General features: G+C 32.3%; 23 protein-coding genes. 15 read left to right on the forward strand and 8 right to left on the reverse strand.

What is annotated here, in order from left to right; genetic code table 11:
- The 3 genes from CHRY9293_RS08370 to pyrH form a co-directional block, all read right to left on the reverse strand.
- On the reverse strand, positions 1-247 hold a 247-nt coding region (locus tag CHRY9293_RS08370; RefSeq protein ID WP_162032583.1), incomplete at its 3' end, for a transposase.
- Positions 248-357: 110 nt separating this feature from the next.
- On the reverse strand, positions 358-912 hold the full coding sequence (frr, locus tag CHRY9293_RS08375; RefSeq protein ID WP_122547371.1) for a ribosome recycling factor: 555 nt from the start codon (positions 910-912) through the stop codon (positions 358-360).
- A gap of 151 nt (positions 913-1,063) precedes the next feature.
- Positions 1,064-1,771, reverse strand: coding sequence for a UMP kinase (gene pyrH, locus CHRY9293_RS08380; RefSeq protein WP_122547140.1), 708 nt, complete (start codon positions 1,769-1,771; stop codon positions 1,064-1,066).
- A 167-nt stretch (positions 1,772-1,938) separates the two neighbouring features.
- On the opposite strand from pyrH, the gene porQ reads away from it, so the two are divergent.
- The 5 genes from porQ to CHRY9293_RS08405 all read left to right on the forward strand — a co-directional run bounded on the left by porQ (position 1,939) and on the right by CHRY9293_RS08405 (position 5,003).
- Entirely contained in the window at positions 1,939-2,931 is a 993-nt protein-coding gene (gene porQ, locus CHRY9293_RS08385) for a type IX secretion system protein PorQ (RefSeq protein WP_162032584.1), read from the forward strand.
- Positions 2,932-2,994: 63 nt separating this feature from the next.
- Positions 2,995-3,669 carry a (d)CMP kinase gene (gene cmk, locus CHRY9293_RS08390; RefSeq protein WP_162032585.1) on the forward strand — a complete coding sequence of 225 codons (675 nt, stop codon included), beginning with the start codon at positions 2,995-2,997 and terminating at the stop codon, positions 3,667-3,669.
- A gap of 92 nt (positions 3,670-3,761) precedes the next feature.
- Positions 3,762-4,112 carry a YtxH domain-containing protein gene (locus CHRY9293_RS08395; protein WP_122547137.1) on the forward strand — a complete coding sequence of 117 codons (351 nt, stop codon included), beginning with the start codon at positions 3,762-3,764 and terminating at the stop codon, positions 4,110-4,112.
- Between the two features lie 79 nt (positions 4,113-4,191).
- Positions 4,192-4,500, forward strand: coding sequence for a phage holin family protein (locus CHRY9293_RS08400; RefSeq protein ID WP_122547136.1), 309 nt, complete (start codon positions 4,192-4,194; stop codon positions 4,498-4,500).
- A gap of 5 nt (positions 4,501-4,505) precedes the next feature.
- Positions 4,506-5,003, forward strand: a complete 498-nt coding sequence (locus tag CHRY9293_RS08405; RefSeq protein ID WP_162032586.1) for a phosphoribosyl-ATP pyrophosphatase — start codon at positions 4,506-4,508, stop codon at positions 5,001-5,003.
- A 44-nt stretch (positions 5,004-5,047) separates the two neighbouring features.
- On the opposite strand, the gene CHRY9293_RS08410 is transcribed toward CHRY9293_RS08405, so the two are convergent.
- Positions 5,048-5,773, reverse strand: coding sequence for a TrmH family RNA methyltransferase (locus CHRY9293_RS08410; protein WP_162032587.1), 726 nt, complete (start codon positions 5,771-5,773; stop codon positions 5,048-5,050).
- On the opposite strand from CHRY9293_RS08410, the gene tamL reads away from it, so the two are divergent.
- The gene (tamL, locus tag CHRY9293_RS08415; RefSeq protein ID WP_162032588.1) at positions 5,759-8,359 is read left to right on the forward strand and encodes a translocation and assembly module lipoprotein TamL; all 2,601 of its coding nucleotides are present in this window, start codon (positions 5,759-5,761) and stop codon (positions 8,357-8,359) included. The two genes, CHRY9293_RS08410 and tamL, sit on opposite strands and share 15 nt — an antisense overlap.
- Before the next feature lie 6 nt (positions 8,360-8,365).
- Here the strand turns inward: tamL and CHRY9293_RS08420 are convergent, their stop codons facing one another.
- On the reverse strand, positions 8,366-8,935 hold the full coding sequence (locus CHRY9293_RS08420; protein ID WP_162032589.1) for a SanA/YdcF family protein: 570 nt from the start codon (positions 8,933-8,935) through the stop codon (positions 8,366-8,368).
- A 44-nt stretch (positions 8,936-8,979) separates the two neighbouring features.
- Positions 8,980-10,104: a 2Fe-2S iron-sulfur cluster-binding protein gene (locus tag CHRY9293_RS08425; RefSeq protein ID WP_162032590.1), complete on the reverse strand. Its 1,125-nt coding sequence runs from the start codon at positions 10,102-10,104 to the stop codon at positions 8,980-8,982.
- 32 nt (positions 10,105-10,136) lie between these two features.
- On the opposite strand from CHRY9293_RS08425, the gene CHRY9293_RS08430 reads away from it, so the two are divergent.
- The 7 genes from CHRY9293_RS08430 to CHRY9293_RS08460 all read left to right on the forward strand — a co-directional run bounded on the left by CHRY9293_RS08430 (position 10,137) and on the right by CHRY9293_RS08460 (position 18,953).
- Positions 10,137-10,697 carry a TlpA family protein disulfide reductase gene (locus CHRY9293_RS08430; RefSeq protein WP_162032591.1) on the forward strand — a complete coding sequence of 187 codons (561 nt, stop codon included), beginning with the start codon at positions 10,137-10,139 and terminating at the stop codon, positions 10,695-10,697.
- A 22-nt stretch (positions 10,698-10,719) separates the two neighbouring features.
- A complete protein-coding gene (locus CHRY9293_RS08435) occupies positions 10,720-11,691 on the forward strand; it encodes a FecCD family ABC transporter permease (protein WP_185153203.1) in 972 nt (323 codons plus the stop codon).
- 133 nt (positions 11,692-11,824) lie between these two features.
- Entirely contained in the window at positions 11,825-12,748 is a 924-nt protein-coding gene (locus tag CHRY9293_RS08440; protein ID WP_162032592.1) for an ABC transporter ATP-binding protein, read from the forward strand.
- Positions 12,749-12,910: 162 nt separating this feature from the next.
- Complete coding sequence (locus CHRY9293_RS08445; RefSeq protein ID WP_122547129.1) at positions 12,911-13,363, forward strand: MarR family winged helix-turn-helix transcriptional regulator; 453 nt, start codon at positions 12,911-12,913, stop codon at positions 13,361-13,363.
- 7 nt (positions 13,364-13,370) lie between these two features.
- Entirely contained in the window at positions 13,371-15,776 is a 2,406-nt protein-coding gene (locus CHRY9293_RS08450; RefSeq protein ID WP_162032593.1) for a 3-hydroxyacyl-CoA dehydrogenase/enoyl-CoA hydratase family protein, read from the forward strand.
- A 110-nt stretch (positions 15,777-15,886) separates the two neighbouring features.
- A complete protein-coding gene (locus tag CHRY9293_RS08455; protein WP_122547127.1) occupies positions 15,887-17,068 on the forward strand; it encodes an acetyl-CoA C-acyltransferase in 1,182 nt (393 codons plus the stop codon).
- Between the two features lie 94 nt (positions 17,069-17,162).
- Positions 17,163-18,953, forward strand: coding sequence for an acyl-CoA dehydrogenase family protein (locus CHRY9293_RS08460; RefSeq protein ID WP_162032594.1), 1,791 nt, complete (start codon positions 17,163-17,165; stop codon positions 18,951-18,953).
- A 102-nt stretch (positions 18,954-19,055) separates the two neighbouring features.
- Here CHRY9293_RS08460 and CHRY9293_RS08465 read toward each other — a convergent pair whose 3' ends face one another.
- Positions 19,056-20,900, reverse strand: a complete 1,845-nt coding sequence (locus tag CHRY9293_RS08465) for a M12 family metallopeptidase (RefSeq protein ID WP_162032595.1) — start codon at positions 20,898-20,900, stop codon at positions 19,056-19,058.
- Positions 20,901-21,053: 153 nt separating this feature from the next.
- Between CHRY9293_RS08465 and CHRY9293_RS08470 the strand changes: the two genes are divergently transcribed.
- Together CHRY9293_RS08470 and CHRY9293_RS08475 are read left to right on the forward strand one after the other, a co-directional pair.
- Positions 21,054-21,506, forward strand: a complete 453-nt coding sequence (locus CHRY9293_RS08470) for a hypothetical protein (protein WP_162032596.1) — start codon at positions 21,054-21,056, stop codon at positions 21,504-21,506.
- 104 nt (positions 21,507-21,610) lie between these two features.
- On the forward strand, positions 21,611-22,057 hold the full coding sequence (locus tag CHRY9293_RS08475; protein WP_122547123.1) for a phosphohydrolase: 447 nt from the start codon (positions 21,611-21,613) through the stop codon (positions 22,055-22,057).
- Here the strand turns inward: CHRY9293_RS08475 and CHRY9293_RS08480 are convergent.
- Positions 22,054-22,770: a DUF2490 domain-containing protein gene (locus tag CHRY9293_RS08480; RefSeq protein WP_162032597.1), complete on the reverse strand. Its 717-nt coding sequence runs from the start codon at positions 22,768-22,770 to the stop codon at positions 22,054-22,056. The genes CHRY9293_RS08475 and CHRY9293_RS08480 overlap by 4 nt on opposite strands.
- Positions 22,771-22,797: the final 27 nt, after the last annotated feature.

Raw genomic sequence — 22,797 nt, forward strand, 5'->3', positions numbered from 1 at the left:
GCATAGCTTTTTCTATTTTACGCGACGAATAAATATTGTTCATGTAAGCAAAAACCATTACTTTGAGCATCATCACCGGATGATAGCTGGGATTTCCCTCTCTACTGTAGACTTTTAGCAGCGGGGCTATGTTTACCTTATCCAAAATATCATTCACAATTCGAACGGGATGATTTTCAGGAATCAAATCCTCAAAACTGTAGGGAAACAAAACCAGCTGATTTTGGTTATAATGCTTGAAATTCATAAGCAAATATCTGATTATCAAATATAAATATACGAAATCCTATTGAGGTATCCAAAAAAATATCCGCCTCAGTTGTGAGACGGATACCATATTTTTTATAAGACTAAAAATTATACTTTCATAATTTCAGCATCCTTTATCTTAAGATGCTCATCACAAAGCTTAACGTATTTATCTGTAAGAGTTTGAATATCTTCCTCTGTTCCTTTCACTACATCTTCAGAAACACCTTCTAGCTTTTTAAGTTCCTTCAAACCATCTTGTCTAGCATTTCTTACGGTTACTTTAGTTTGCTCCGCTTCAGCTTTAGCTTGTTTCGCTAATTCTTTTCTTCTTTCTTCTGTTAAAGGAGGTACATTAAGAATAATATTCTCTCCATTATTAGAAGGGGCAAATCCTAAATTTGAATTAATGATAGCTTTTTCAATAGCATTGATGGCTGTTTTATCCCAAGGTTGAATAGAGATTGTCATTGCATCTGGTACAGAAACATTCGCAACTTGATTAATAGGAGTTGGAGCTCCATAATATTCTACCATTACATCTTGAACCATAGCTGTAGAAGCACGTCCCGCTCTAATCCTTTGAAAAGCGTGATCCAAATGTTTAACAGCAGCATCCATGTCGTGTTTTACAGATTCTAATATAAGATCTAATTCTTCCATTATATATTTAAAATTTGATAGATTACACATTAAATTATTATTAATGAATTGGTCGTGAAAATAAGCTTGCCAGGGATTATAAAACCTTATTTTAATTTCTATCATCTTTACAATAGAAATAAATGCAAAATCTTATGACCTAATTTTTTTCTTATAGGTCCACCAAAGTACCTATATTTTCTCCTTCTACAATTTTCTCCAGATTTCCCTCCTTATTCATATCAAAAACAATAATTGGAAGCTTATTCTCATGACTTAACGTGAAAGCCGTCATATCCATTACTTTAAGGTTCTTTTCATACACTTCATTAAAAGATAATGAGTTATATTTTACTGCATCTGCATTTTTTTCAGGATCACTATCATAAATACCATCAACTCTTGTTCCTTTTAAAATAACATCTGCTCCAATTTCAATGGCTCTCAGTGTAGCCGCTGTATCAGTGGTAAAATAAGGATTACCTGTTCCGGCACCAAAAATAACAACTCTTCCCTTTTCTAAATGTCTTACAGCCCTTCTCTTGATAAAAGGTTCCGCCACCTTATCCATTTCAATAGCAGACTGAAGCCTTGTTTTAATTCCAACATCCTCTAAAGCACCTTGCAAGGCCATTCCATTGATAACTGTGGCTAGCATCCCCATATAATCTCCCTGTACTCTATCCATGCCTTTTGCCGCACCGGCCACACCACGGAAAATATTTCCTCCTCCAATCACAATAGCAACTTCACAACCTTTATTAACTGCTTTTTTTATTTCTTCAGCATATTCATGTAGCCTTTCATTATCAATACCATATTGCCTATTCCCCATTAAAGCTTCTCCACTAAGTTTCAGAAGGATTCTTTTATATTTCATGTTTTATTTATATTAACTTTTGGGTTGAATTATTTTCTTCAAAATTTAACTTTGCAAATATAATCATTAATAATATTGAAAAAAGAAAAATATTTAAGGAGAAATAATATGAGAAATATTTTGAAAAGTACGAAAAAGGATTATTTTTGCATTAATTATAAATTGAATTGAAGAAAATTGTCATTTTTTCATTATTCCTATCAGGAATTGTTTCTTATGCACAAACAGGAACAAATGTGTATCCTTTCTTAAATGTTCCCGTATCCGCAAGACAAGCTGCTCTCGGGGGCGATGCAATGTCCATCAGAGATCATGATGTTTCCTTTGCTATTGTCAATCCATCTTTATTGAATAAAGACTCTGATAATCAGCTTGCGGTAAATGCAACTGCCTATTTGGCAGATTCTAAATATGGGACCATCGCCTTTGCCAAAGATTTTGACAATGGTCATATGGCGACAATCAATGCAAGATATATGAGCTATGGAGATATTCCCAGAACAGACGAAAGTGGTTTTGAAAATGGAACATTTTCAGCATCCGATGTAGCAATTGGTGGAGGATATGCCTATCAATTTGAAGAGGATTGGACGATTGGCGGAGGAATTAATTTTATTACTTCAAAAATTGACAATTATACTTCCTCAGCGATTTCCGGAAATGCAGGAGTTACCTATCATAATAAAAAAAATAAAGAGGTTCTTTCCGTAGTTTTCAGAAACTTTGGTTATCAATTCAAGTCATTCAATGGGACGAGAGAAAATCTTCCCTTTAGAGTTGATTTAGGGTATACTAAAATTCTAAAAGCTATTCCACTCGCTGTAACTATTACCGCTCATGATCTTCAAAAACTGGATATTTCTTCAGAGTACAATGTCAATGGACAAGAAGTAAACATCGGGCGAAAAATTGCAGACCACTTTTCAATTGGGGCAGAGCTTTTTCCAGAAAAAAGCTTTAATATTAGATTAGGTTATAATGCGAAAAGAGGAAATGAACTGGCGGTAGCAGACCAAAGAAATTTTTCCGGACTTTCCGCAGGATTTGGAATTAAACTTTCAAAGTTTCGTATAGATTATGCCCACGTAAGATATCATAATGCTTCAAATGTCAACCAGATAGGTGTTTCTATAGATCTTAGTAGTCATAGAGGAGAATAAATTTTAACCAATTAATTATTCCTTTATTCTTGGTTTATTAAAAAAAATCTTGAAATTTGCGTTATGAAAAAACCTGTAATCGCTATTGATGGATATTCGTCTACCGGAAAAAGTTCAATTTCTAAAATCATTGCTAAAAAACTAGGATTAGTCCACTTGGACACGGGTGCTCTTTATAGAGGCATTACTTGGTTTGCATTACAAAATTGTATTTTTGAAGATTCTTCCATAGATTTAAAAAAGCTTTTTTTATCGTTAGACCAAATCGAGTTGGAATTCAAAAATGATCAGGGTGAACTTGTGCTTTACCTTAACCATATTGATATCTCTAGGCAAATTCGAACTAATGAGGTTTCTGAGAATGTGAGCTTAGTAGCAAAACAGAAAGAAGTAAGGGACTTTTTACTACAATCCCAACGTAATTTGGCAGAAAAAGGAGGTATAATAATGGATGGTCGTGACATAGGAACCGTCGTATTACCCGATGCTGATTTCAAATTTTTCCTTACGGCAAGTATTGAGGAAAGAACTACCCGCAGATACAATGAGCTTTTAGAGCTAGGAATTACTGCTGATAAAGAAAAAGTCAAAGAAAACCTTATTGCAAGAGACAAAATTGACAGTGAAAGAGAAATTGCTCCTTTGAAACAAGCGGATGATGCTATTGTTATTGATAATACATTTCTATCCAAAGAAGGGACAATTGAAACAATTTTATCCTACCTACAAAATATTTAGCACTTTTTCCTTATATAGAGCTTCTTTGGTATATTAATTGTTGTAATTATACCAAGGAAAAACTAATATTATTAACTATTAAAAAACAAGAAATGTCTAGAAAAGGAAAAAATACAGCGGGTATATTGGCAGGACTTCTTGCAGGTGCTGCAGCAGGTGTTATTTTAGGAATGCTTTATGCTCCAGAAGAAGGTAAGGAAACAAGGAAGAAAATAAAAAATAAAGCGAATGATCTTAAAGATCAAGCTAAAAGCAAGTATGGAGAAGTTTCTGAAAAAGTAAAAGATCAATACGGTAATATTTCTTCTACCTTTAAAGAAACCGCAAGTAATGTAGCTCATACAGTAAAAGATGGTTATGATAAATACAAAGATCAAATCGTTGCTCGTACTACGGATGTAGTAAAAGATATAGAAGCAGAATTGAATGATCTAAAAAAATAAATAATTTATTTTTTAGTAAATTATGAAAAGGAACTTTGCATATAAAAAGTTCCTTTTTTTGTAACTTTAACGAAAAACAATGATTGAAACTATTAAAGAATATGCTTCTAAGAGAATAGACTTGTTGAAAATTGAAGCTACAGAAAAGACTTCTTTATCAGCAGGAATAATCACTTATTTTGTCGTATTACTTATAGCCTTTATATTTTTTATTATTCTGTTTAATTTTGGAATAGCATTTCTTATAGGTAAAGCGTTTAATAATACTTCATATGGATTTTTAGCTGTTGCAGGGCTTTATCTTGTGATCATGATCTTGGTTATCGTTTTCAAAAAGAAAATTATAAATTCCGTAGCAGATACAGTTATTAAATTTTTAAATCATTAATAGATATGAGTAGAAATTATAACAGCTTAGAAGAGTTGAGAAGAAAGAAAAATTTATTACAACAAGAAGTTGTCGATTTAGAAAATCTTCTGACCTTTAAAAATACAAAAGAAAGCCTAAGCGCTTTTACCAATGGCTTAACAGATCAATATCTTCAAGAAAAAGTAGATGAAGATGGGGAAGAAAAAGTCGTTATTAGAAAAGATGTTATTGCTAAACAAATTACAACTGAGGTAAAAGATTTACTCATTAATAAAAATACGGCTATAGGAATTGCCAATTCTGCACTTACAGGAAATGCAGCTGATATGCTTATCAAACTAGGTTTAGCAGCGTTGGTTGGTAATTTTGCAAAGAAAAACATGAAAAGTTCCAGTTGGAAGAAAAAACTTCTGGGAGCAGCATTAATATATATAGCTCCTGTTGCTTTAAAGCTTGTCAGAGAAAAATTAGAAAATTATCAGAAAAATAAAAGTGTTTCTAGCATGGAACAATTAATATAGTAACTAGAAACTAGAGCCCTTTTTTACCCTCTAGTTTCTATTATTTATTTTGAAAACAACTGGCCTAAAATAATGCCAGCAGCCATGGAAACATTCAAGCTTTCTGTAGATTGCGAATTGCCAAATCTAGGAATACTAATACTTTTTTGAAGAAGTTTTTCTGTTTCCTTCCTCATACCATTCCCTTCATTTCCTAGAATTAAGTTTAATTTTTCAGGTTTTTTAAATGTATAGATATTCTCTCCTTCCATATCTGTACCTATATTTATATGATCTGTTTTAGAAAGATATTCTACAAGATTTGTATATACCATATTAACTCTAGTAAAAGAGCCCATAGTGGCTTGAATTACTTTAGGATTATAAAAATCTACGGTATCTTCACTGCAGATAATTTGTTCAATACCAAACCAATCTGCTAACCGAATAATCGTTCCTAAATTACCTGGATCTTGAATTCCATCTAAAACCAATTGAATGTTTGGAGATGTAATTTCTTGTTGTGCATTTAAAAAACAAATGGCCACAGAATCTTTAGGATTTTTAAGAAAGCTTATTCTTTTTAACTCATTTTCAGCAATATGAGAAACAGGTATATCGTTAGAATCTAATTTTTGTGAATCAGTAGATAATATTTCCTTAATTTTAAAGTTAGAATTGAAAAGTTCCTGGATAATTTTATTCCCTTCAACCAAAAACAAATTGTATTTTTGTCTGAATTTTTTTTTATCCAAAGATTGTAAAATTTTTATTGTATGAGCTGTAAGCATTATATGAATTCTCCTCAAAAGTATTATAAAATTATCTCATTTGCAACATTTGTGGGTCTACTTTATGCTTGTAGTACAACGAAAAAAGTTCCCAAAGGTGAATATCTCCTTACCAGTAATAATTTCGAATTTAAAGATAAAAAAGAGCCTTTTGATAATGAATTAAAAGGTTACGTTCAGCAAAAGCCAAATAAAAAGCAGTTTCTTTTTATGCCGTTAAGTCTTTGGTTTTATAATGCTGCAAATCCTAAATATGATACCATTCTTAATGAATATATGACGTATCCTAATGAAATGAGAAATCAAAAACTAAGAGATTCTCTTTTTATTAAATACAATATGAAAAGTAGTATTGGAAAAGGATTAGTGATGGATCGATTATACCATAACTGGGGTTCTCCTCCTGTTATTTTAGACCAAACAAAAACAGGGAAAAGTGCTGAATCTATTCAAAAAAGGCTTATTTATAGAGGCTTTTGGGATGCAGAAGTAAATTTTAAACACCAACTCGATTCCACCAAGAATAAAGCAGCTGTAACTTACTTTATTGAGCATAAAGAACCTACATTAATCAAAGATTATTATTACAATATTCCGGACTTAAGCATAAAAGGATATTATAAACCCAATATTAATAAAAGTCTTGTAAGAGCCGGGCAAGTTCTTGATCAAACCATTCTTGAAAAAGAAGTAACTCGAATTACAGAACTCATGAGAGGCTTTGGGTTTTATAAATTTAATAGTCTTAATGATCAAATTTATTTTATTGCCGATTCTTTAAAAAGTAAGAAAAAAGTTCCGCTTACTCTGGAAATTCATAAAGACTCTTTGGATACACCCTACAAAATATCGACTATTGGGAATATAGATGTTGCCATTGTGGATGAAATGGGAGATTTTCCCAAGAATACCACTAAAGATAGCTTAAGAGGAATTAGATTTCATAAAATTAATGATCAATATCAATCCAGATCATTATGGCGTGCTATTACAATTGGACCTAAACAGATCTATGATCAAAAAAAATTAGACCTTACTAAAAGAAACCTTTTGGCTATGAATAATTTCAGTATTCTTAAAGCCAAAGATTCTTTACGGAGAGGCGGAGGAACAGCTCCTAACGATAGTATTATCGATGTAACCTATATATTAAAACCTTTACCTAAATATGAGCTAAAAGTAGGTACAGATATCAATTACTCTCAGCTATTAAACCTAGGTATTTCTCCTTCAATTGATTTGACAACTAGAAATGTTTTTAACGGTGCTGAAAACCTTTCAACCAGTCTTTCCGGAACTTTTGGTTCGATTAGAAGTACAAAAGATATTAGTAAGAGGATTTTAGCTTATGAAATCTCAGCACAGACTTCTCTTAACTTTCCTAGATTGTTATTACCTTTTAATTATTATAAAGTAATTCCAAAAAGATATAGCCCTACATCATCAATTGTTTTAGGAGCTTCTATCCAAAATAATATTGGCTTAGGAAGAGTAAACTTTAATACCGGACTTAATTATCTTGCTACTGTAAGTGACAGAGTATCTCATAGGCTCACCCTTTTTAATACCCAGCTGAGTTTAACGAAAAATAAAGCGGCGTATTATGATTTCTTTGTTAATGATAATGAAATCAGAAAAGAAGTTTTCGACGATTATTTTGCAACAAACCCTAATGTAAAACAGGAATTTGACAATGGGCAGCTCAGTATAGATCAAGTATCTGAAATAATTACTCAAGATAACTCCTATATCAATGGACTCAATCAACAAGGGAGTGAACGTTACACGGCCTTTAGAGGAACATTGGTCAATAAAGATAGACAAACACAAGATGTTATTATTTCTTCCTTAATTTATAATTTCCTTTATAATGAAATTGGGAATAAAGATTATCCAAACGCTTTCTATTTTAATGGAAAAGTAGAATTAGCCGGAAATATATTAAGTGTCTTTAATCAAAAAAGAGATGATGGAGGTGGAATCGTTACCAGTCCTCAAAGGACTATCTTAGGAATTCCTTATGCTCAGTTTATAAAATTTGATTTTGATATTAGAAAGTATTTTAAGTTTGATAGAAATACGTTGGTCTTTCGTCAGTTTATTGGAGTTGGAATTCCTTATGGAAACTCCAAAACAATGCCTGTTATTCGATCTTACTTTAATGGAGGATCCAATGATATTAGAGCATGGGTTGCATTTGGAGGGCTTGGACCAGCAGATTCTCAAGTAGATGAAAGAGTTCGTACTTATATGACCGAAAATTTAAAACTTACTACCAATATTGAGTTTAGGGTTCCTTTCAACGATATGTATGAAGGTGCGTTATTTACGGATATTGGTAATACGTGGAGCCTCCGTCATTCTGATGAAAGCAATGGGGATGAATTTAAATTTAATAAATTTTTAAAGCAAGTCGGTGTTGGAAGTGGATTTGGTATAAGAGTAAATATTGCTTATATCACGTTAAGGCTTGATCTAGCTTATAAAATTTATGATCCTAATAAGCCTGACGGAAGCAAATGGAGGCTAAATCATTTTCAACCATTTAAACCTACATTGAATATTGCATTTGGATATCCTTTCTAGTTATTATTAGTCTGGGGAAATCCCTAAAATATAAGACATCACGGCTGCCATTCTTGCAAGAATTTCTCTAAACTGATTGCGATAGTAGCTTTCCGGCTTAGTAACATCCTGGGCATCAAATCCTAATGCGTTCATCTTATTGTTTCTGGCAAAAAATAATGCGCGTAAGTTATGAAACCCTTGTGAAACAATTATAACATTATTTTTCTTATAAATGTCTTTACATCGTAAAATGCTTTTATAGGTATTAAATCCTTTAGGATCTTCGGAAATTATTTCTTCCGGAACACCTTCTTGATAGATCAGATAATTTTTCATAGCAGCAGGTTCATCATATCCTTTACTTTTCTCGCCACTGACAATTATTTTTTTAATTTTCCCATGATGATATAGTAAAGCTGTAGCATCCATTCTTTTGGTAAAATAAGGATTTGAAAGACCTGATTTCATTTTAGGTGAAGTTCCTAAAACAAGAGCTACTTCCCGTGGTGGGATTTTAGAAATTTTAGTATATGTTCGTCCATCAGTAAGAGCAAAAACCCATGCATTGGCCAAACAGATCAAAAGAATTCCCATTTCTATTGATAAAAAAAATAGAGCTAATATGTTCTTAATGAATCTCAAGTAAGATCAAAATTAAGTTTTAATTTTTTACTTTTAATAATAGACATACATGCTAAAATATGCCCCTTCGCTTCTTCCTTTTCAGTTAAATATTCGTTTTCCAATAGATCTACCTCTCCTTCTTCCAAAATACATTCACAACTTCCACAAATTCCGGATTTACATGAATAAGGCACCGGAAATTTTTGAATAAGCAATTGTTGCAAGATCTTTTCTTTATTATTAGGAATTACAGTTTGATATTCTCTCCCTAACATGGTAAAGTCTATGGCTATATCTTCAATGAGAGGAAATTCTTTTTCAATAGGGTAAATATCGTCATTAAATTCTTCAAAAAGTTCAAAATGAATATTTTTTTTGGGAATTCCATGATGATAGCATGCGTTTGCCAGAGTTTTGATCATATCCCCTTTTCCACATATTAATACATCATCCACTGCATCCCAAATAGTTGATTCTTCATCAGTATCATCTAAATGCAGAATTTGATTAATGATTAAATTGAGCTTCTTTTCGTCCAATCTTCCGGAAAAAAACTTATTATCCGTTTTTTCCTGAGAAAAAAAATAAAAAACTTGTAGTCTCTCTCCACATTTCCTAGCAAGGTTATCCAATAATTCTCTATATGCCAAATCTTCAGAACTTTTATTTCCATAAAATAAAAATAATCTAGTTCTGGGTTCGTTATAAAGGATATTTTTAAAATGACTCAAAATCGGGGTAATTCCTATTCCTGCTGCGAAAGCAATAATAGTTCTGAATTCGCTGGGTTTGGATATCAAAGTAAATCTTCCATTAGGTTCGCTTACCAATAATTTATCTCCTACATTATAATTTTTAAATAATTGTGCTGTAGCTCCCTCCTCAGAGTTTATTTTTATCCCTAAAGCAATCTTGTCTTCATAGGGAGCTGATGTCATTGAATAATCATTAATGACCTCCTTATGATGAGATTTAAATTGTATACTTACAAACTGTCCCGCTTCAAACCTGAATTCATCTTTTAATTCTTCCGGGATCTCTAACTCCAAAGAAAAAGTATTTTTGGTCAGTTCTTTCTTTTTCGTTATTTTTAGCCAGTGAAACCGAATTCGTTTCCCTTTATAGATTTGTGTTTCCATACTTCAATTCAAAAATAGATAAAAAAATAATTATGAAGAAGATAATTTTATCCTTGCTTATTCTATTTTCCCTTTCAAGTTGTAAAAAAGAAGAGCAAAAAACCATTGATGATAAAAATAGTTCAGATTCAACTTCTATAACCACTACTGAATCTGAAAATACAGCGTATATTTCTAAGGAAGTTGTCCCAGATAAAATTGGAGATTATTTGGCTAAAAAAAATGACACCTTATATGTGACTAATTTCTTTGCAACGTGGTGTGGACCCTGTATGAAAGAAATACCTCATTTTAAAAATAAAATAGAAGAGTTAAAAGGAAAACCTGTAAAATTCACTTTTGTTAACTTAGATCAGAAGTCCGAATGGAACGGAGCTGTGAAAAAATTTGCACAAGAAAGTGGACTTGCTGATCATATCATCTTACTAGATGCCCAAAAGCTTGATGAAAATTTCTTTCCAAAAAATTTCCAAAAATGGGATGGAGGTTCAATTCCATTTACCTATATGAGAAAGGGTGATAAAACTGATGAATATTTAGGAATGATGACAGAAGATGTTTTAAATTCTAAAATTCAAGATCTTTTAAAATAAAATTACAGAATCTTTTCTGATAATGTCAAAAAAATTCAAAATCCTGTGTTTATGTTTATTGATCGCAATTATATCAAGCGCGATTCTTAATCTGAATACAGGGTTTTTACATTTAGATTTAGAAGATTTTCTTTCAACTTCATCCAACAATCAAATTGCTGAAATCCGTATCAATCGTGTTTTAGTAATGTGCTTAGCCGGAATTTCTATTCCAACCTCTGGTTTTCTGATGCAGGAATATTTTCAAAATCCTCTAGCCGGACCCGATATCCTAGGTATTACTTCTGTAGCCAGTTTATCCGTAGCCTTTTATATTTTTTTATCTTTTAATCTCTCTCTTCCCGATTTTCTTCAAAATAGTTTTCTAAGTTTATCTGCAATTGGAGGTAGTTTATTGCTCATGTTATTTTTACTATCGTTATCCAATAGATTTCAGGATAAATCATATCTCATTATTTTTGGATTCCTCATTTCTGCTTTTGCAGGAGCTATTGTTTCCTTGCTGCAATTCTATGCCGAGAATCAAAGTTTAAAAAACTACATTCTATGGTCTTTTGGAGCCAATAATATGGTCACCAAAACTCAAATTTATGTGCTAACTATTTTAGTTTTTATTGGTTTATTAATCAGCTTTAAAACAATAAAACCCTTAATTGGGAATTCACTGGGTACTTCATACGCACAAAGTTTAGGAGTCAATATTAATTATTTAAAAGCTTTAATAATTGCTGCCTCTTCCCTACTTTCTGCTTCAATCACTGCATTTTTAGGACCTATCCTTTTTATTGGCATTATTATACCCCACTTTTGTAGATTGATTTATAATCCAGCAAAGCTTTGGCAACAATGGATTTTAAATATGTTATTAGGAGCTTTTATTATGCTTTTGTTTTCAATAGCCGCAGAAAAATCTCATATTCCATTGAATGTAATCAGTTCTATTTTTGGAATTCCTGTCATTCTAGCCATGTTATTAAAGCAAAATAAAATATAGTTTTCAAACGGAAAAAATCAAAGAACCATTATCCCATTACAATCATTAGAAAATAGAATTTTAGAGAGATAAAACCTCCTATCTTTTTTGAAAACAGTATTTTTGTAAGATAACCTCCTTTTTTTGATTAAAAATGCAGCTACTCATCAACCAAGCAAATATTGGCTATCGCGTTCCTTTAGTTACAAATATAAACACCCATGTAAATGTAGGCGATGTATGTTTGTTGATTGGGAATAACGGTGTAGGTAAAACCACTTTAATTAAATCTATTTTGCATCAAATTCCTTTGTTGGATGGGGAAATTTTAATCAATAATACAAATATAAAAAACCTTTCCATCAAGGAAATTGCAGAAAAAATTGCAATTGTTTTTTCAAAGTCAATTATTCCTCAGAATTACACAGTAGAAGACCTTATTTCTCTGGGAAAATACATCCATTATCCCTACTATTTTGAGTTAAAAAAAGAGGATAAAGAAGAAATTTCATCCATTATTGATGAACTAGATTTAAATCAATACCGACATACTTTCCTTAAAAATCTTTCAGACGGTAATCTGCAAAAAGCCTTTATTGGAAGGGCTCTTGCGCAAAATTCATCAATAATCATTCTCGACGAGCCTACCACCCACTTGGATGAGAAAAACAAGATTATCATCCTTAAGACACTGAGAAAACTAGCCAAAGAAAGAAAGAAAATGATTTTGTTTTCTTCTCATGATTGGCGTTTGGCAAAAGAGTTTTCAGATAGAATTTGGTATATAAAAGAGAACCAATTATCCTCCGGAATTGTTGAAGATATTTTATTCCAGCATGAAGAATTAACTGATGTTTCCCTCTTTCAGATTAATGAAAATTTCGTTGCCCCTAAGATTTTCGCTCCTACTTTTCATAAAGAAATGCTATACTCTTTGCTCCAAAAGAACTTTCAGCAGGACTTTTCGGGATTAAATTTTGAATTTAATCACAATATGTGGATAATTTCCGACAAAAATAAAACAATAGCATGTAAATCTTTTGACGAAATACTAAATTACATAAAAACAATTCGTTAATACTAATATTCTACTATATATTTCACATATTATGCATGCATAACACTATGCTTATCATACCTTTTAACACATTTCATATCAACTTATTAACAAATTTTAACGTCAATAAATATTATGCATGCATAATATTTATTACATTTGGATAAAATCATTACAACCAAAATGACGAATAATAGTAAGGAAAAAATAGAAAATGTAGATTTAGTTTTAAAACAAACTTGGTTAGCGGTTTCAAAAATGTATACAGAGCTTGCTCAAGAGCATGACTCTACTGCTGTTCAAGCTCTCACTCTTCTCAAAATCGATCCTAAAGAAGGAACAAGAAGTACAAATTTAGGTCCTAAGATGGCTATAGAACCGACTTCTTTAACACGAATCATTAAACTTCTTGAAGATAATGGATATATATACAAAGAAAAGACGACAACCGATAAGAGAGAGGTTATTATTAAGCTTACCAATAAAGGACTAAATTCTAGAAATCTTTCCAAAGAAGTTGTTGTGAACTTTAACAAAAAAGTTATGGAGAGAATAGCTCCGGAAAAAATGGACACATTTAAAGAAGTAATGTGTGAAATTATGAAAATCGCAAACGATCTAAACAACAGAAAATAAATTTAAAATGAAAAGAAGAATCAAACATGTAACGGTTCTAGGTTCAGGAATTATGGGTAGCGGTATTGCTGCTCACTTTGCCAATATTGGTGTAGAAGTCTTGTTTCTAGATATCGTTCCATTTGAATTGACTGAGGCTGAAAAGAAAAAAGGTTTAACTAGGGATGATAAAACTGTAAGAAACAGAATTGTTACTGAGAACTTTGAAAAACTTAAGAAATCGAGCCCAGCACTGCTCTACTCACAAAAGTTTGCGGAGAGAATTAAAATCGGAAATTTCGATGATGATCTATCCAAAATAAAAGACACCGACTGGATTATTGAAGTGGTTGTTGAAAGACTAGACATCAAAAAATCAGTATACGAAAAAATTGAACAGTTCAGAAAACCTGGAACATTAATTTCTTCTAATACATCCGGAATTCCTATCCATTTATTAACGGAAGGAAGAAGTGATGATTTCAAAAAATATTTTGCAGGAACCCACTTTTTCAACCCAGTAAGATATCTTCCTTTATTAGAGATAATACCTACCCCTGATACTCTTCCTGAAATTGTAGACTTCTATATGAATTATGGAGCTAAGTTTTTAGGAAAAACAACTGTTTTAGCAAAAGAGACTCCTGCATTTATTGCCAATAGAATTGGGGTATTTTCTATGATGGATCTCCTTCACAATGTGAAGAAGTTAGATTTAACAGTTTCTGAAGTTGATAAATTAACCGGGCCTGTAATTGGACGTCCAAAATCAGCTACTTTCAGAACTGCAGATGTAGTTGGTTTAGATACCTTGGTAATGGTTGCTAATGGTGTTCGCCAAAGTGGTGCCGAAACTAATGACTTCAATACTATTTTTGCACTTCCAGAATATATTCAGAAAATGGTGGACAATAAGTGGTTAGGGTCCAAAACAGAACAAGGTTTCTATAAAAAAGTTAAGAATGCTGCCGGAAAATCTGAAATCCACGGATTGAATCTTGACACATTAGAATACGAACCGCAAGGAAAAGTTAGCTTTCCAACTTTAGAATTAACTAAAAGTATTGACAAACCAATTGATCGATTTAAAGTATTAATTGGAGGTAAAGATAAAGCCGGAGAATTATATAGAAAGTCTCTAGGAGCATTATTTGCTTATGTTTCACATAAAGTTCCTGAAATATCTGATGACATCTACAAAATTGATGATGCTATGAGAGCTGGTTTCGGATGGGAAAATGGTCCATTTGAAATTTGGGATGCTGTAGGGATTGCAAAAGGTGTTGAGCTTGCAAAAGATGCAGGTTATGAAATCTCAGAATGGGCAAAATCTTTAGCCGAAAAAGGAGGTACTTTCTATAAAGTAAATGACGAAGGACAAAGTATCTATTATGACAAGAATTCCGGAAATTATAATAGTATCCCGGGACAAGATTCTTTCATTATTTTAGATAATATCAGAAAAAACAAAACGCTTTGGAGTAATTCGGGTTCTGCTATTGAAGATTTAGGAGATGGGATTATCAACTTTGAGATTCGTTCAAAAATGAACTCTCTTGGAGGAGAAGTTCTAGACGGATTAAACAGAGCTATTGATTTGGCTGAAAAAGAATATGATGGATTAGTAATTGGAAATCAAGCTTCTAATTTCTCTGTAGGTGCTAATTTAGCAATGATTCTAATGATGGCCATCGAACAGGATTGGGACGATTTGAATATGGCTATTGCTTATTTCCAAAAATCAATGATGAGAGTTCGCTATTCTTCTATTCCTGTCGTTGTCGCTCCACATGGAATGACTCTTGGCGGAGGTTGTGAAATGACAATGCATGCGGATAGAGTTGTTGCAGCAGCGGAAACATATATTGGATTGGTTGAAACTGGAGTGGGTGTCATTCCTGGTGGTGGTGGAACGAAAGAGTTTGCCCTAAGAACTTCAAGAGAATTCCATAGCGATGATGTAAAAAACAACAGACTTCGTGATGTCTTTATGAATATTGCCATGGGGAAAGTAGCAACTTCTGCTTATGAAGCATATGATATGGGAATCCTTGAAAAAGGTAAAGACATGGTTGTCGTAAGCAAAAACAGACAGATTGCTGAAGCTAAAAAAGTAGCAAAACTAATGGCAGAACAAGGATATACTCAACCGATCCAACAGACTGTTAAGGTTCTTGGTAAAGATGCTTTAGGTATGTTTTATGTAGGAACGGATCAAATGTTGACAGGAAACTATATTTCTGAACATGATAAGAAAATTGCCGATAAACTAGCTAACGTAATGGTGGGTGGAAATCTTTCTGAACCAACTGTAGTAACTGAACAATATTTATTGAATCTTGAAAGAGAAACCTTCCTTCAACTTTGTGGAGAAAGAAAAACTTTAGAAAGAATTCAGTATATGTTGCAAACTGGAAAACCATTAAGAAACTAGTAACTACCAAAATTAACACACATTTTGTCATTTTAAGAAATGATCTTGATATCAACAAGGCTATTCTATAAAGACAAAGTATATGTTTAAAATAAATAATTAATAAAAAAATGTCAAAGACAGCATATATAGTAAAGGGTTTCAGAACTGCCGTTGGAAAAGCACCAAAAGGAAGTTTAAGATTTACAAGACCCGATGTAATGGCGGCTACAGTTATTGAAAAATTAATGGCTGAAGTTCCCCAATTAGATAAAGATAGAATTGACGACCTGATTGTAGGAAACGCAATGCCTGAAGCAGAACAAGGACTTAATGTCGCTCGATTAATTTCATTAATGGGATTAAATACAGATAAAGTTCCAGGTGTTACTGTAAACAGATATTGTGCGTCCGGAAGTGAAGCTATTGCGATCGCTTCTGCAAAAATTCAAGCAGGAATGGCCGATTGTATTATTGCAGGAGGTACAGAATCCATGTCTTATATTCCTATGGGAGGTTATAAGCCGGTTCCTGAAACAGATATTGCAAAAACAAACCCTGATTATTATTGGGGAATGGGATATACTGCAGAAGAAGTTGCTAAACAATACAAAATAACAAGAGAAGAACAAGACCAATTTGCTTTTGAATCACATCAAAAAGCAATGAAAGCTATTGCGGAAAATAAATTCGCCAACCAGATTGTTCCTATTCCTGTTGAATATAACTTCTTGGATGAAAATCAAAAAATACAAACTAAGAAATTTGATTTTTCAATCGATGAAGGACCAAGAAAAGATACTTCTTTAGAAGGTTTGGGCAAACTTAGACCTGTATTCGCTAACGGAGGAAGTGTAACGGCCGGAAATTCTTCTCAAATGAGTGATGGTGCTGCCTTTGTTATCGTAATGAGTGAAGAAATGGTAAAAGAACTGGGACTTCAACCAGAGGCAAGATTAGTATCGTATGCTGCAGCCGGACTTGAACCTAGAATTATGGGAATGGGTCCTGTATATGCTATTCCAAAAGCATTAAAACAAGCAGGTCTAGAGCTAAAAGATATTGATTTGATTGAATTAAATGAAGCATTTGCTTCTCAATCAGTTGCTATTAAAAAAGAATTGAACCTTAATCCTGAAATTTTAAATGTGAACGGAGGAGCTATTGCATTAGGCCACCCACTTGGATGTACAGGAACTAAATTGACCGTTCAGCTTTTAGATGAAATGAGAAAACGTGGAAATAAGTATGGTATGGTTTCCATGTGCGTAGGAACTGGGCAAGGAGCAGCTAGTATCTTTGAATTATTATAAGTAAAAATAAAAACCATAGAATTACAGAAAATCTTGAAGATTATAAATCTTTAATTTTTTTTCTTCATCCTTTTAATCTAAAAAAATAAAAATAATGATCGACACCCTTAACAAAACATTAAAAGGCGGGGAATTCTTAGTAAAAGAAATCCCGGCAAACGAAATCTTTAGCCTTGAAGAATTAACAGAAGAGCAAAAAATGCTTCGTGATTCGGCAAAGGAATTTATCGATAGAGAAGTTGTTCCTCAAAAAGAACGTTTTGAAAAGAAAGATTATGCATTTACTGAAGAAGTAATGCGTAAGCTTGGAGAAATGGGAATGCTTGGAATTTCAGTACCTGAAGAATATGGTGGTCTTGGAATGGGCTTTGTAACAACCATGTTAGCTTGCGATTATATTTCAGGAGTGACGGGATCTCTAGCTACAGCGTATGGTGCTCATACAGGAATCGGTACTCTTCCTATCGTTCTTTATGGAACTGAAGAACAAAAGAAAAAATATCTTCCGGATTTGGCTGCAGGAACAAAATTTGGAGCATATTGCTTGACTGAACCTGATGCGGGTTCTGATGCAAACTCAGGAAAGACAAAAGCAAAGCTATCGGAAGATGGTAAACATTACATCATTAATGGACAAAAAATGTGGATTTCAAATGCAGGTTTTGCAGATACTTTCACATTGTTTGCTAAAATTGAAGATGATAAAAATATTACAGGTTTTGTTATTAACAGATCTGAGCTTGAAAATCCTGAAAGTTTAACTTTCGGGGAAGAAGAACATAAATTAGGTATTCGTGCTTCTTCTACTCGTCAGGTTTTCTTTAATGATATGAAAGTTCCGGTTGAAAATCTATTAGGAGAAAGAAATAATGGTTTCAAGATTGCATTAAACGCCTTGAATGTTGGACGTATCAAATTAGCTGGAGCTTGTTTAGATGCACAAAGAAGAATTTTAAATCATTCTATCCAATATTCCAATGAAAGAAAACAATTCGGAGTTTCTATCGCAACTTTTGGAGCAATCAGAAAGAAGATTGCAGAAATGGCAACAGGTCTTTTTGTAAGTGAAGCCGGATGTTTTAGAGCTGCAAAAAATATTGAAGATAAAATCCATGAATTAGTTGATGGAGGTTTAGATCATCAAGCTGCAGAATTGAAAGGTGTGGAAGAATTTGCTGTTGAATGTTCAATTCTTAAAGTTTTTGTTTCTGATTTAGCACAAAATACAGCTGATGAAGGAATCCAAGTATATGGAGGGATGGGATTCTCTGAAGACACCCCAATGGAAGCAGCTTGGAGAGATTCCAGAATCTCAAGGATCTATGAAGGTACGAATGAAATTAACAGACTTTTAGCAGTAGGAATGCTGATCAAGAGAGCTATGAAAGGAGAATTAGATTTATTATCTCCGGCTATGGCAATCAGTAAAGAACTTATGGGTATTCCTTCTTTTGAAGTTCCTGATTACTCTTCATTCATGAGCGAAGAAAAAGCAATTATTGCTAATCTTAAGAAAGTTTTCTTAATGGTTTCAGGAGCTGCACTTCAAAAATATATGACAGAAATTGAGAAGCAACAACACTTATTATTGAACGCTTCTGAAATTCTGAATCAAATCTATATGGCAGAATCTACGATATTAAGAGTAGAAAAACATTTCTCTGCAGATTCAGTAGAAGCTGCAATGGCTCAGTTGAACCTATATAAAGCAGTGGAAAAAACGATTGTTGCTGCTAAAGAAGGAATCATTTCTTTCGCTGAAGGAGATGAACAAAGAATGATGCTTTCAGGATTAAGAAGATTTACTAAATATGCAAATAATCCAAATGTAGTGGCTCTTACAGAAAAAGTAGCTGCTCATTACCTTGAGAAAGGAGCATATTAGTCTTTTATTGATAAATTTGATTTCAAAAGCGTCTCAAAATTGAGACGCTTTTATTTTTAGTAGAGAATAATTTCTCACTTACTTTTAAAGAAGTTAAATAGACTATTTTAGAATGTCAATATACATTTTTCCATCTTTCATGTAGGCATCAATCTGAGCATTAATACTTTTCCCATCAATACCATCTTTATCTAAAGTTCCATATATATACCCATTATCAAAGTCAATGAGGGTAGGTATATAAAAATTATCCGCCTGATAAGTGACATTCCCTATAGTATAACTACCAAAATTAAGATCATCATAGTATGCTCCGTTGTTTAAGCTTATTTGTGTAACAGAGTTTCCTCCATATGTAAAACTTTTTCCTCCAGAATATTGTACTCTGATTATTTGATCTAAAGTTGGATTTGGATACGGTGGCAACGCAATAAGGCCCGGATTAAAGCAAATTGTACATCCTAATCTAATTAGAATTTGACCTAATCTATCATAACTAAGATTTCTGATGTATAATTCTGTAGGTACATTTTTATTAAAAGTATGGCTTTTTCCATCAGTATTAATTGTGGATCCCCATTTTTTGATATTAATATATGTTAATTTATCATTTTGCTTACGAGCTTCAATTATAGCGTTTTTGCTCCCTCCATTTATACCCTTAGGATCTGTAAAGAAATAGTTTTTAGTAGTAGCCGTATTAGTATAATTTCCTATTAAAGTTTTTACATCTGATTTTAAATATACATACGGCTCTGAAGGATCTGTTACCGTTTGAGAGTTATCGTAAAAAATATTATTATCCTTGAAAAGAATATCATTTCTTTCTGAAGTTCCATTAAGACTTATATAATCTACAACGTATGATTTTTGATTGAATGTATAAGTATATTTTTTCTTCTTCATATTATATATGAGTTGAATTTCCTCATTTTGATTTAGGTTACGCATAATGGAAATTCCATCAACAAATTGTATTTGTAAACTCAAGGTATTATAATCAATATTTTTCAAGACCAGTTTTTTGGAATAATGATAGGAAAGCCAATCAATATCTTTATCACTTAATCCTATCGTGGGTCTTGTAACTTCACTTCCATCTTTTTTGGTATAAAAAGGAAGGTTTCGACTTTTCAAATCATTTGCCAAAGCAACAGCATTTCTAGGGTATCCGGCATATAGCATTACTGATGTTAGGTCAAATGCAAAAGGGTCATTTAATGTTGAACTCTCCATCTGAAGATTATAAATTACAGTATTATAGAGGCTCGCATAGCTGGTTTTTATGTAATTGAATGTTTCAGGTTTAAATTTTAGGGCATCATTTCTATTTAAACGTTGATGCTCATGTATCATTCCTAAAACGTGACCTATTTCATGGATAACACTTATTTTATCGCAGGTTTCAGATAGATTAACTGTATTCACTCTACCAGACTTATATCCCATATCAGCGTTACAACCTGAAATTGCTTTTTTAAAGAAAATATCATTATTGTTACCTGCAGTCTCGGTAAAAGTAATAATACTGTTTGTTTTGGTAATATATTCGGCGACAGCTTGCTGTATAAAAGTTTTTAATTGAGCAGGCATAGAAGGATCAATCTTATAATTGAAGTTTGTTTTTGGCCATACGGCATAATTACCTACAGTTACTTGGTCCCAATCTACAACGGCTTTTGAACTCAAGGTATTTGCAAGCGTAGAATTTAATTCTTTAACACTTTCTTTATCCAGTAGTATATCATCATTGACCACATAGTCGCCCTCATCTGTTCTCCAAGCTTGAATTTGCTGTCCTTGATATTCAATTGATACCAATCCAGGTTTTCCCATGATTGTTTGAGATGAATTTTTTGAGTCTGTAGAATTAGTTTCAAGATCATTTTCTCTACAAGAAAGAGGAATAAGCACTATAAATAGTGTCGAAATTAAAAATCTTTTCATATTTTATTGGTTTAGGTTGCAAAGCTAATTCTTATACATAACATACATTTGCTGAAAAATCCTAATCACTTCATCTATATTGATTATTTTATTATAACATTTTAGTAACTTATTCAAAAAAATCAAATAAAATAATGAAATAAAAATAATTCTATGAAACATCTATTTTCTCTACTTGTTTTCTTAACAGGTATTTTTATGACAACAGCACAAACTAAGGAAGAAACAATTACTTGGCTAAAAGAAAAATTAAAAGCATATGGGCAAAATGCCGTTAGAGCTACAAATGTTACGTTAAAGAGTATTGACGAATGTAACATCGTAGTTAATTATACGTCAAGCTCGAAAGATAAGATGGGAAAAATACAGAATATACGATTTCAAGAGATATTACCTACCAATATAGATAGGATTGTTCGTTCTGATGAAAGCTTTCCTGGTCATTTTGTATATCGTGAAGAAGCAGTTGTTACCACCTTAGTAGAAGATGGATACTTCATCAATAAAAGCCGTACCAGTAGTTTAAGACTTAATGAAGAAAGCGTATCTATCCCGGAGGTAGAAAAAGCAATAAAGCATTTAGCTACTTTTTGTAGAAAAAAATAAGAAATATTATCTTATTCATTGAATTAATTTGAAAATGATCATAAAAAATGTCTCAAGTTTTTGGGACATTTTTTATTTTTGTATTCTATTTTTTACTATTAAAAATGACAAAGGAAGAGTTATTAAACAGAGCTATAAAAATTGCTGATAAAGCGCATAAAGGTCAAACCGACAAATATCATGCTCCTTATATTGCTCATGTAATGAGGGTAATGGAATATGGAAAAACATTGGATGAAAAAATAGTAGGTGTTTTGCATGATGTAGTTGAAGATCATCCCCTAGAATTTAGTCTTGATTATTTAAGAACTGAAGGCTTTCCTGAATATATTATTTTTGCGATTAGCTGTCTAACAAAATTTGATCCTGAGGAAGAGTATGATGATTTTGTGAAAAGAACAGAAAGATCACCCCTTGCTGTTGCTGTCAAATTGAACGATCTTCGAGATAATATGGATCTTAGAAGGGTCAATAGAGAACTTACATCTAAAGATATAAAAAGATTTAATAAATACCTAAAAGCATATCGATATTTAATAGATAAATATTAATCTGCACCAGGAAACTCATATGTTTTCTTATGATGATTGGTATCATCAATATTAACATTTAGAGCCAAGTAGATAAAATGTAAATTTCTATTTCCAGCAGCTTCAAACTCTCTTTGCCAAAGATAGCCACATAGGACTCCAAAATACTCATCAATTTGATATCCGAATCCACCATATATTCTATTTCTGGCAAAAGTGGGCTTCATAGGACTTACAAAAAAGACTTCATCATAAACATTCGCAAAAACAGTTCCTTTTTTTACTTCCTTCGCGTTTAGCGGAACACTGATATTCAAACGATAACGATAACGCATTCTTTGAGAACTTTTTTCTGTTTTAGGTTCATAAAACCAACTTTTTTCTGCTCTCAATCGGTTTTCAAATTTTACAATTCCTTTTTTAAAGTCAATCACATCCTGAAGCCAAAATCTTAATTCTTCTCTACTGAGACTATGATTTTTATAATTAACATATCTTCCCAATCCCACAAAAGGTTTATGATTCTTGGTAAGATTGTATCCTAGTCCTCCTTTAATTTCATAATAATCAGGATAGGAATAATCTTCATTTCCACGTAATTGTCCTTCTCCATAAAGAAAAAACTTGGGATGAAACTTATAGGTCAAAGTTACCGCATTAAAACTGGAAATATGATCCTGTCCCCTGCACAAAACAATACAAAAAAGTAAACTTAGACTAAAAAATAGTTTCATAAAAAATTTTTGCAAAAGTAAAGTATT

Source organism: Chryseobacterium potabilaquae (assembly GCF_902728265.1).
Taxonomy (GTDB): domain Bacteria; phylum Bacteroidota; class Bacteroidia; order Flavobacteriales; family Weeksellaceae; genus Chryseobacterium; species Chryseobacterium potabilaquae.

Bases quoted from the DNA above. Each gene is read 5' to 3' on its own strand.
- CHRY9293_RS08465 (WP_162032595.1), bottom strand. From the start codon at position 20,900: ATGAAAAGATTTTTAATTTCGACACTATTTATAGTGCTTATTCCTCTT.
- cmk (WP_162032585.1), top strand. From the start codon at position 2,995: ATGAAAAAACCTGTAATCGCTATTGATGGATATTCGTCTACCGGAAAA.
- frr (WP_122547371.1), bottom strand. From the start codon at position 912: ATGGAAGAATTAGATCTTATATTAGAATCTGTAAAACACGACATGGAT.
- pyrH (WP_122547140.1), bottom strand. From the start codon at position 1,771: ATGAAATATAAAAGAATCCTTCTGAAACTTAGTGGAGAAGCTTTAATG.
- CHRY9293_RS08405 (WP_162032586.1), top strand. From the start codon at position 4,506: ATGAGTAGAAATTATAACAGCTTAGAAGAGTTGAGAAGAAAGAAAAAT.
- CHRY9293_RS08395 (WP_122547137.1), top strand. From the start codon at position 3,762: ATGTCTAGAAAAGGAAAAAATACAGCGGGTATATTGGCAGGACTTCTT.
- CHRY9293_RS08460 (WP_162032594.1), top strand. From the start codon at position 17,163: ATGATCGACACCCTTAACAAAACATTAAAAGGCGGGGAATTCTTAGTA.
- CHRY9293_RS08480 (WP_162032597.1), bottom strand. From the start codon at position 22,770: ATGAAACTATTTTTTAGTCTAAGTTTACTTTTTTGTATTGTTTTGTGC.
- CHRY9293_RS08475 (WP_122547123.1), top strand. From the start codon at position 21,611: ATGACAAAGGAAGAGTTATTAAACAGAGCTATAAAAATTGCTGATAAA.
- CHRY9293_RS08420 (WP_162032589.1), bottom strand. From the start codon at position 8,935: ATGGGAATTCTTTTGATCTGTTTGGCCAATGCATGGGTTTTTGCTCTT.
- CHRY9293_RS08470 (WP_162032596.1), top strand. From the start codon at position 21,054: ATGAAACATCTATTTTCTCTACTTGTTTTCTTAACAGGTATTTTTATG.
- CHRY9293_RS08435 (WP_185153203.1), top strand. From the start codon at position 10,720: ATGTCAAAAAAATTCAAAATCCTGTGTTTATGTTTATTGATCGCAATT.
- CHRY9293_RS08430 (WP_162032591.1), top strand. From the start codon at position 10,137: ATGAAGAAGATAATTTTATCCTTGCTTATTCTATTTTCCCTTTCAAGT.
- CHRY9293_RS08425 (WP_162032590.1), bottom strand. From the start codon at position 10,104: ATGGAAACACAAATCTATAAAGGGAAACGAATTCGGTTTCACTGGCTA.
- CHRY9293_RS08440 (WP_162032592.1), top strand. From the start codon at position 11,825: ATGCAGCTACTCATCAACCAAGCAAATATTGGCTATCGCGTTCCTTTA.
- CHRY9293_RS08445 (WP_122547129.1), top strand. From the start codon at position 12,911: ATGACGAATAATAGTAAGGAAAAAATAGAAAATGTAGATTTAGTTTTA.
- tamL (WP_162032588.1), top strand. From the start codon at position 5,759: ATGAGCTGTAAGCATTATATGAATTCTCCTCAAAAGTATTATAAAATT.
- CHRY9293_RS08400 (WP_122547136.1), top strand. From the start codon at position 4,192: ATGATTGAAACTATTAAAGAATATGCTTCTAAGAGAATAGACTTGTTG.
- CHRY9293_RS08450 (WP_162032593.1), top strand. From the start codon at position 13,371: ATGAAAAGAAGAATCAAACATGTAACGGTTCTAGGTTCAGGAATTATG.
- CHRY9293_RS08410 (WP_162032587.1), bottom strand. From the start codon at position 5,773: ATGCTTACAGCTCATACAATAAAAATTTTACAATCTTTGGATAAAAAA.
- CHRY9293_RS08455 (WP_122547127.1), top strand. From the start codon at position 15,887: ATGTCAAAGACAGCATATATAGTAAAGGGTTTCAGAACTGCCGTTGGA.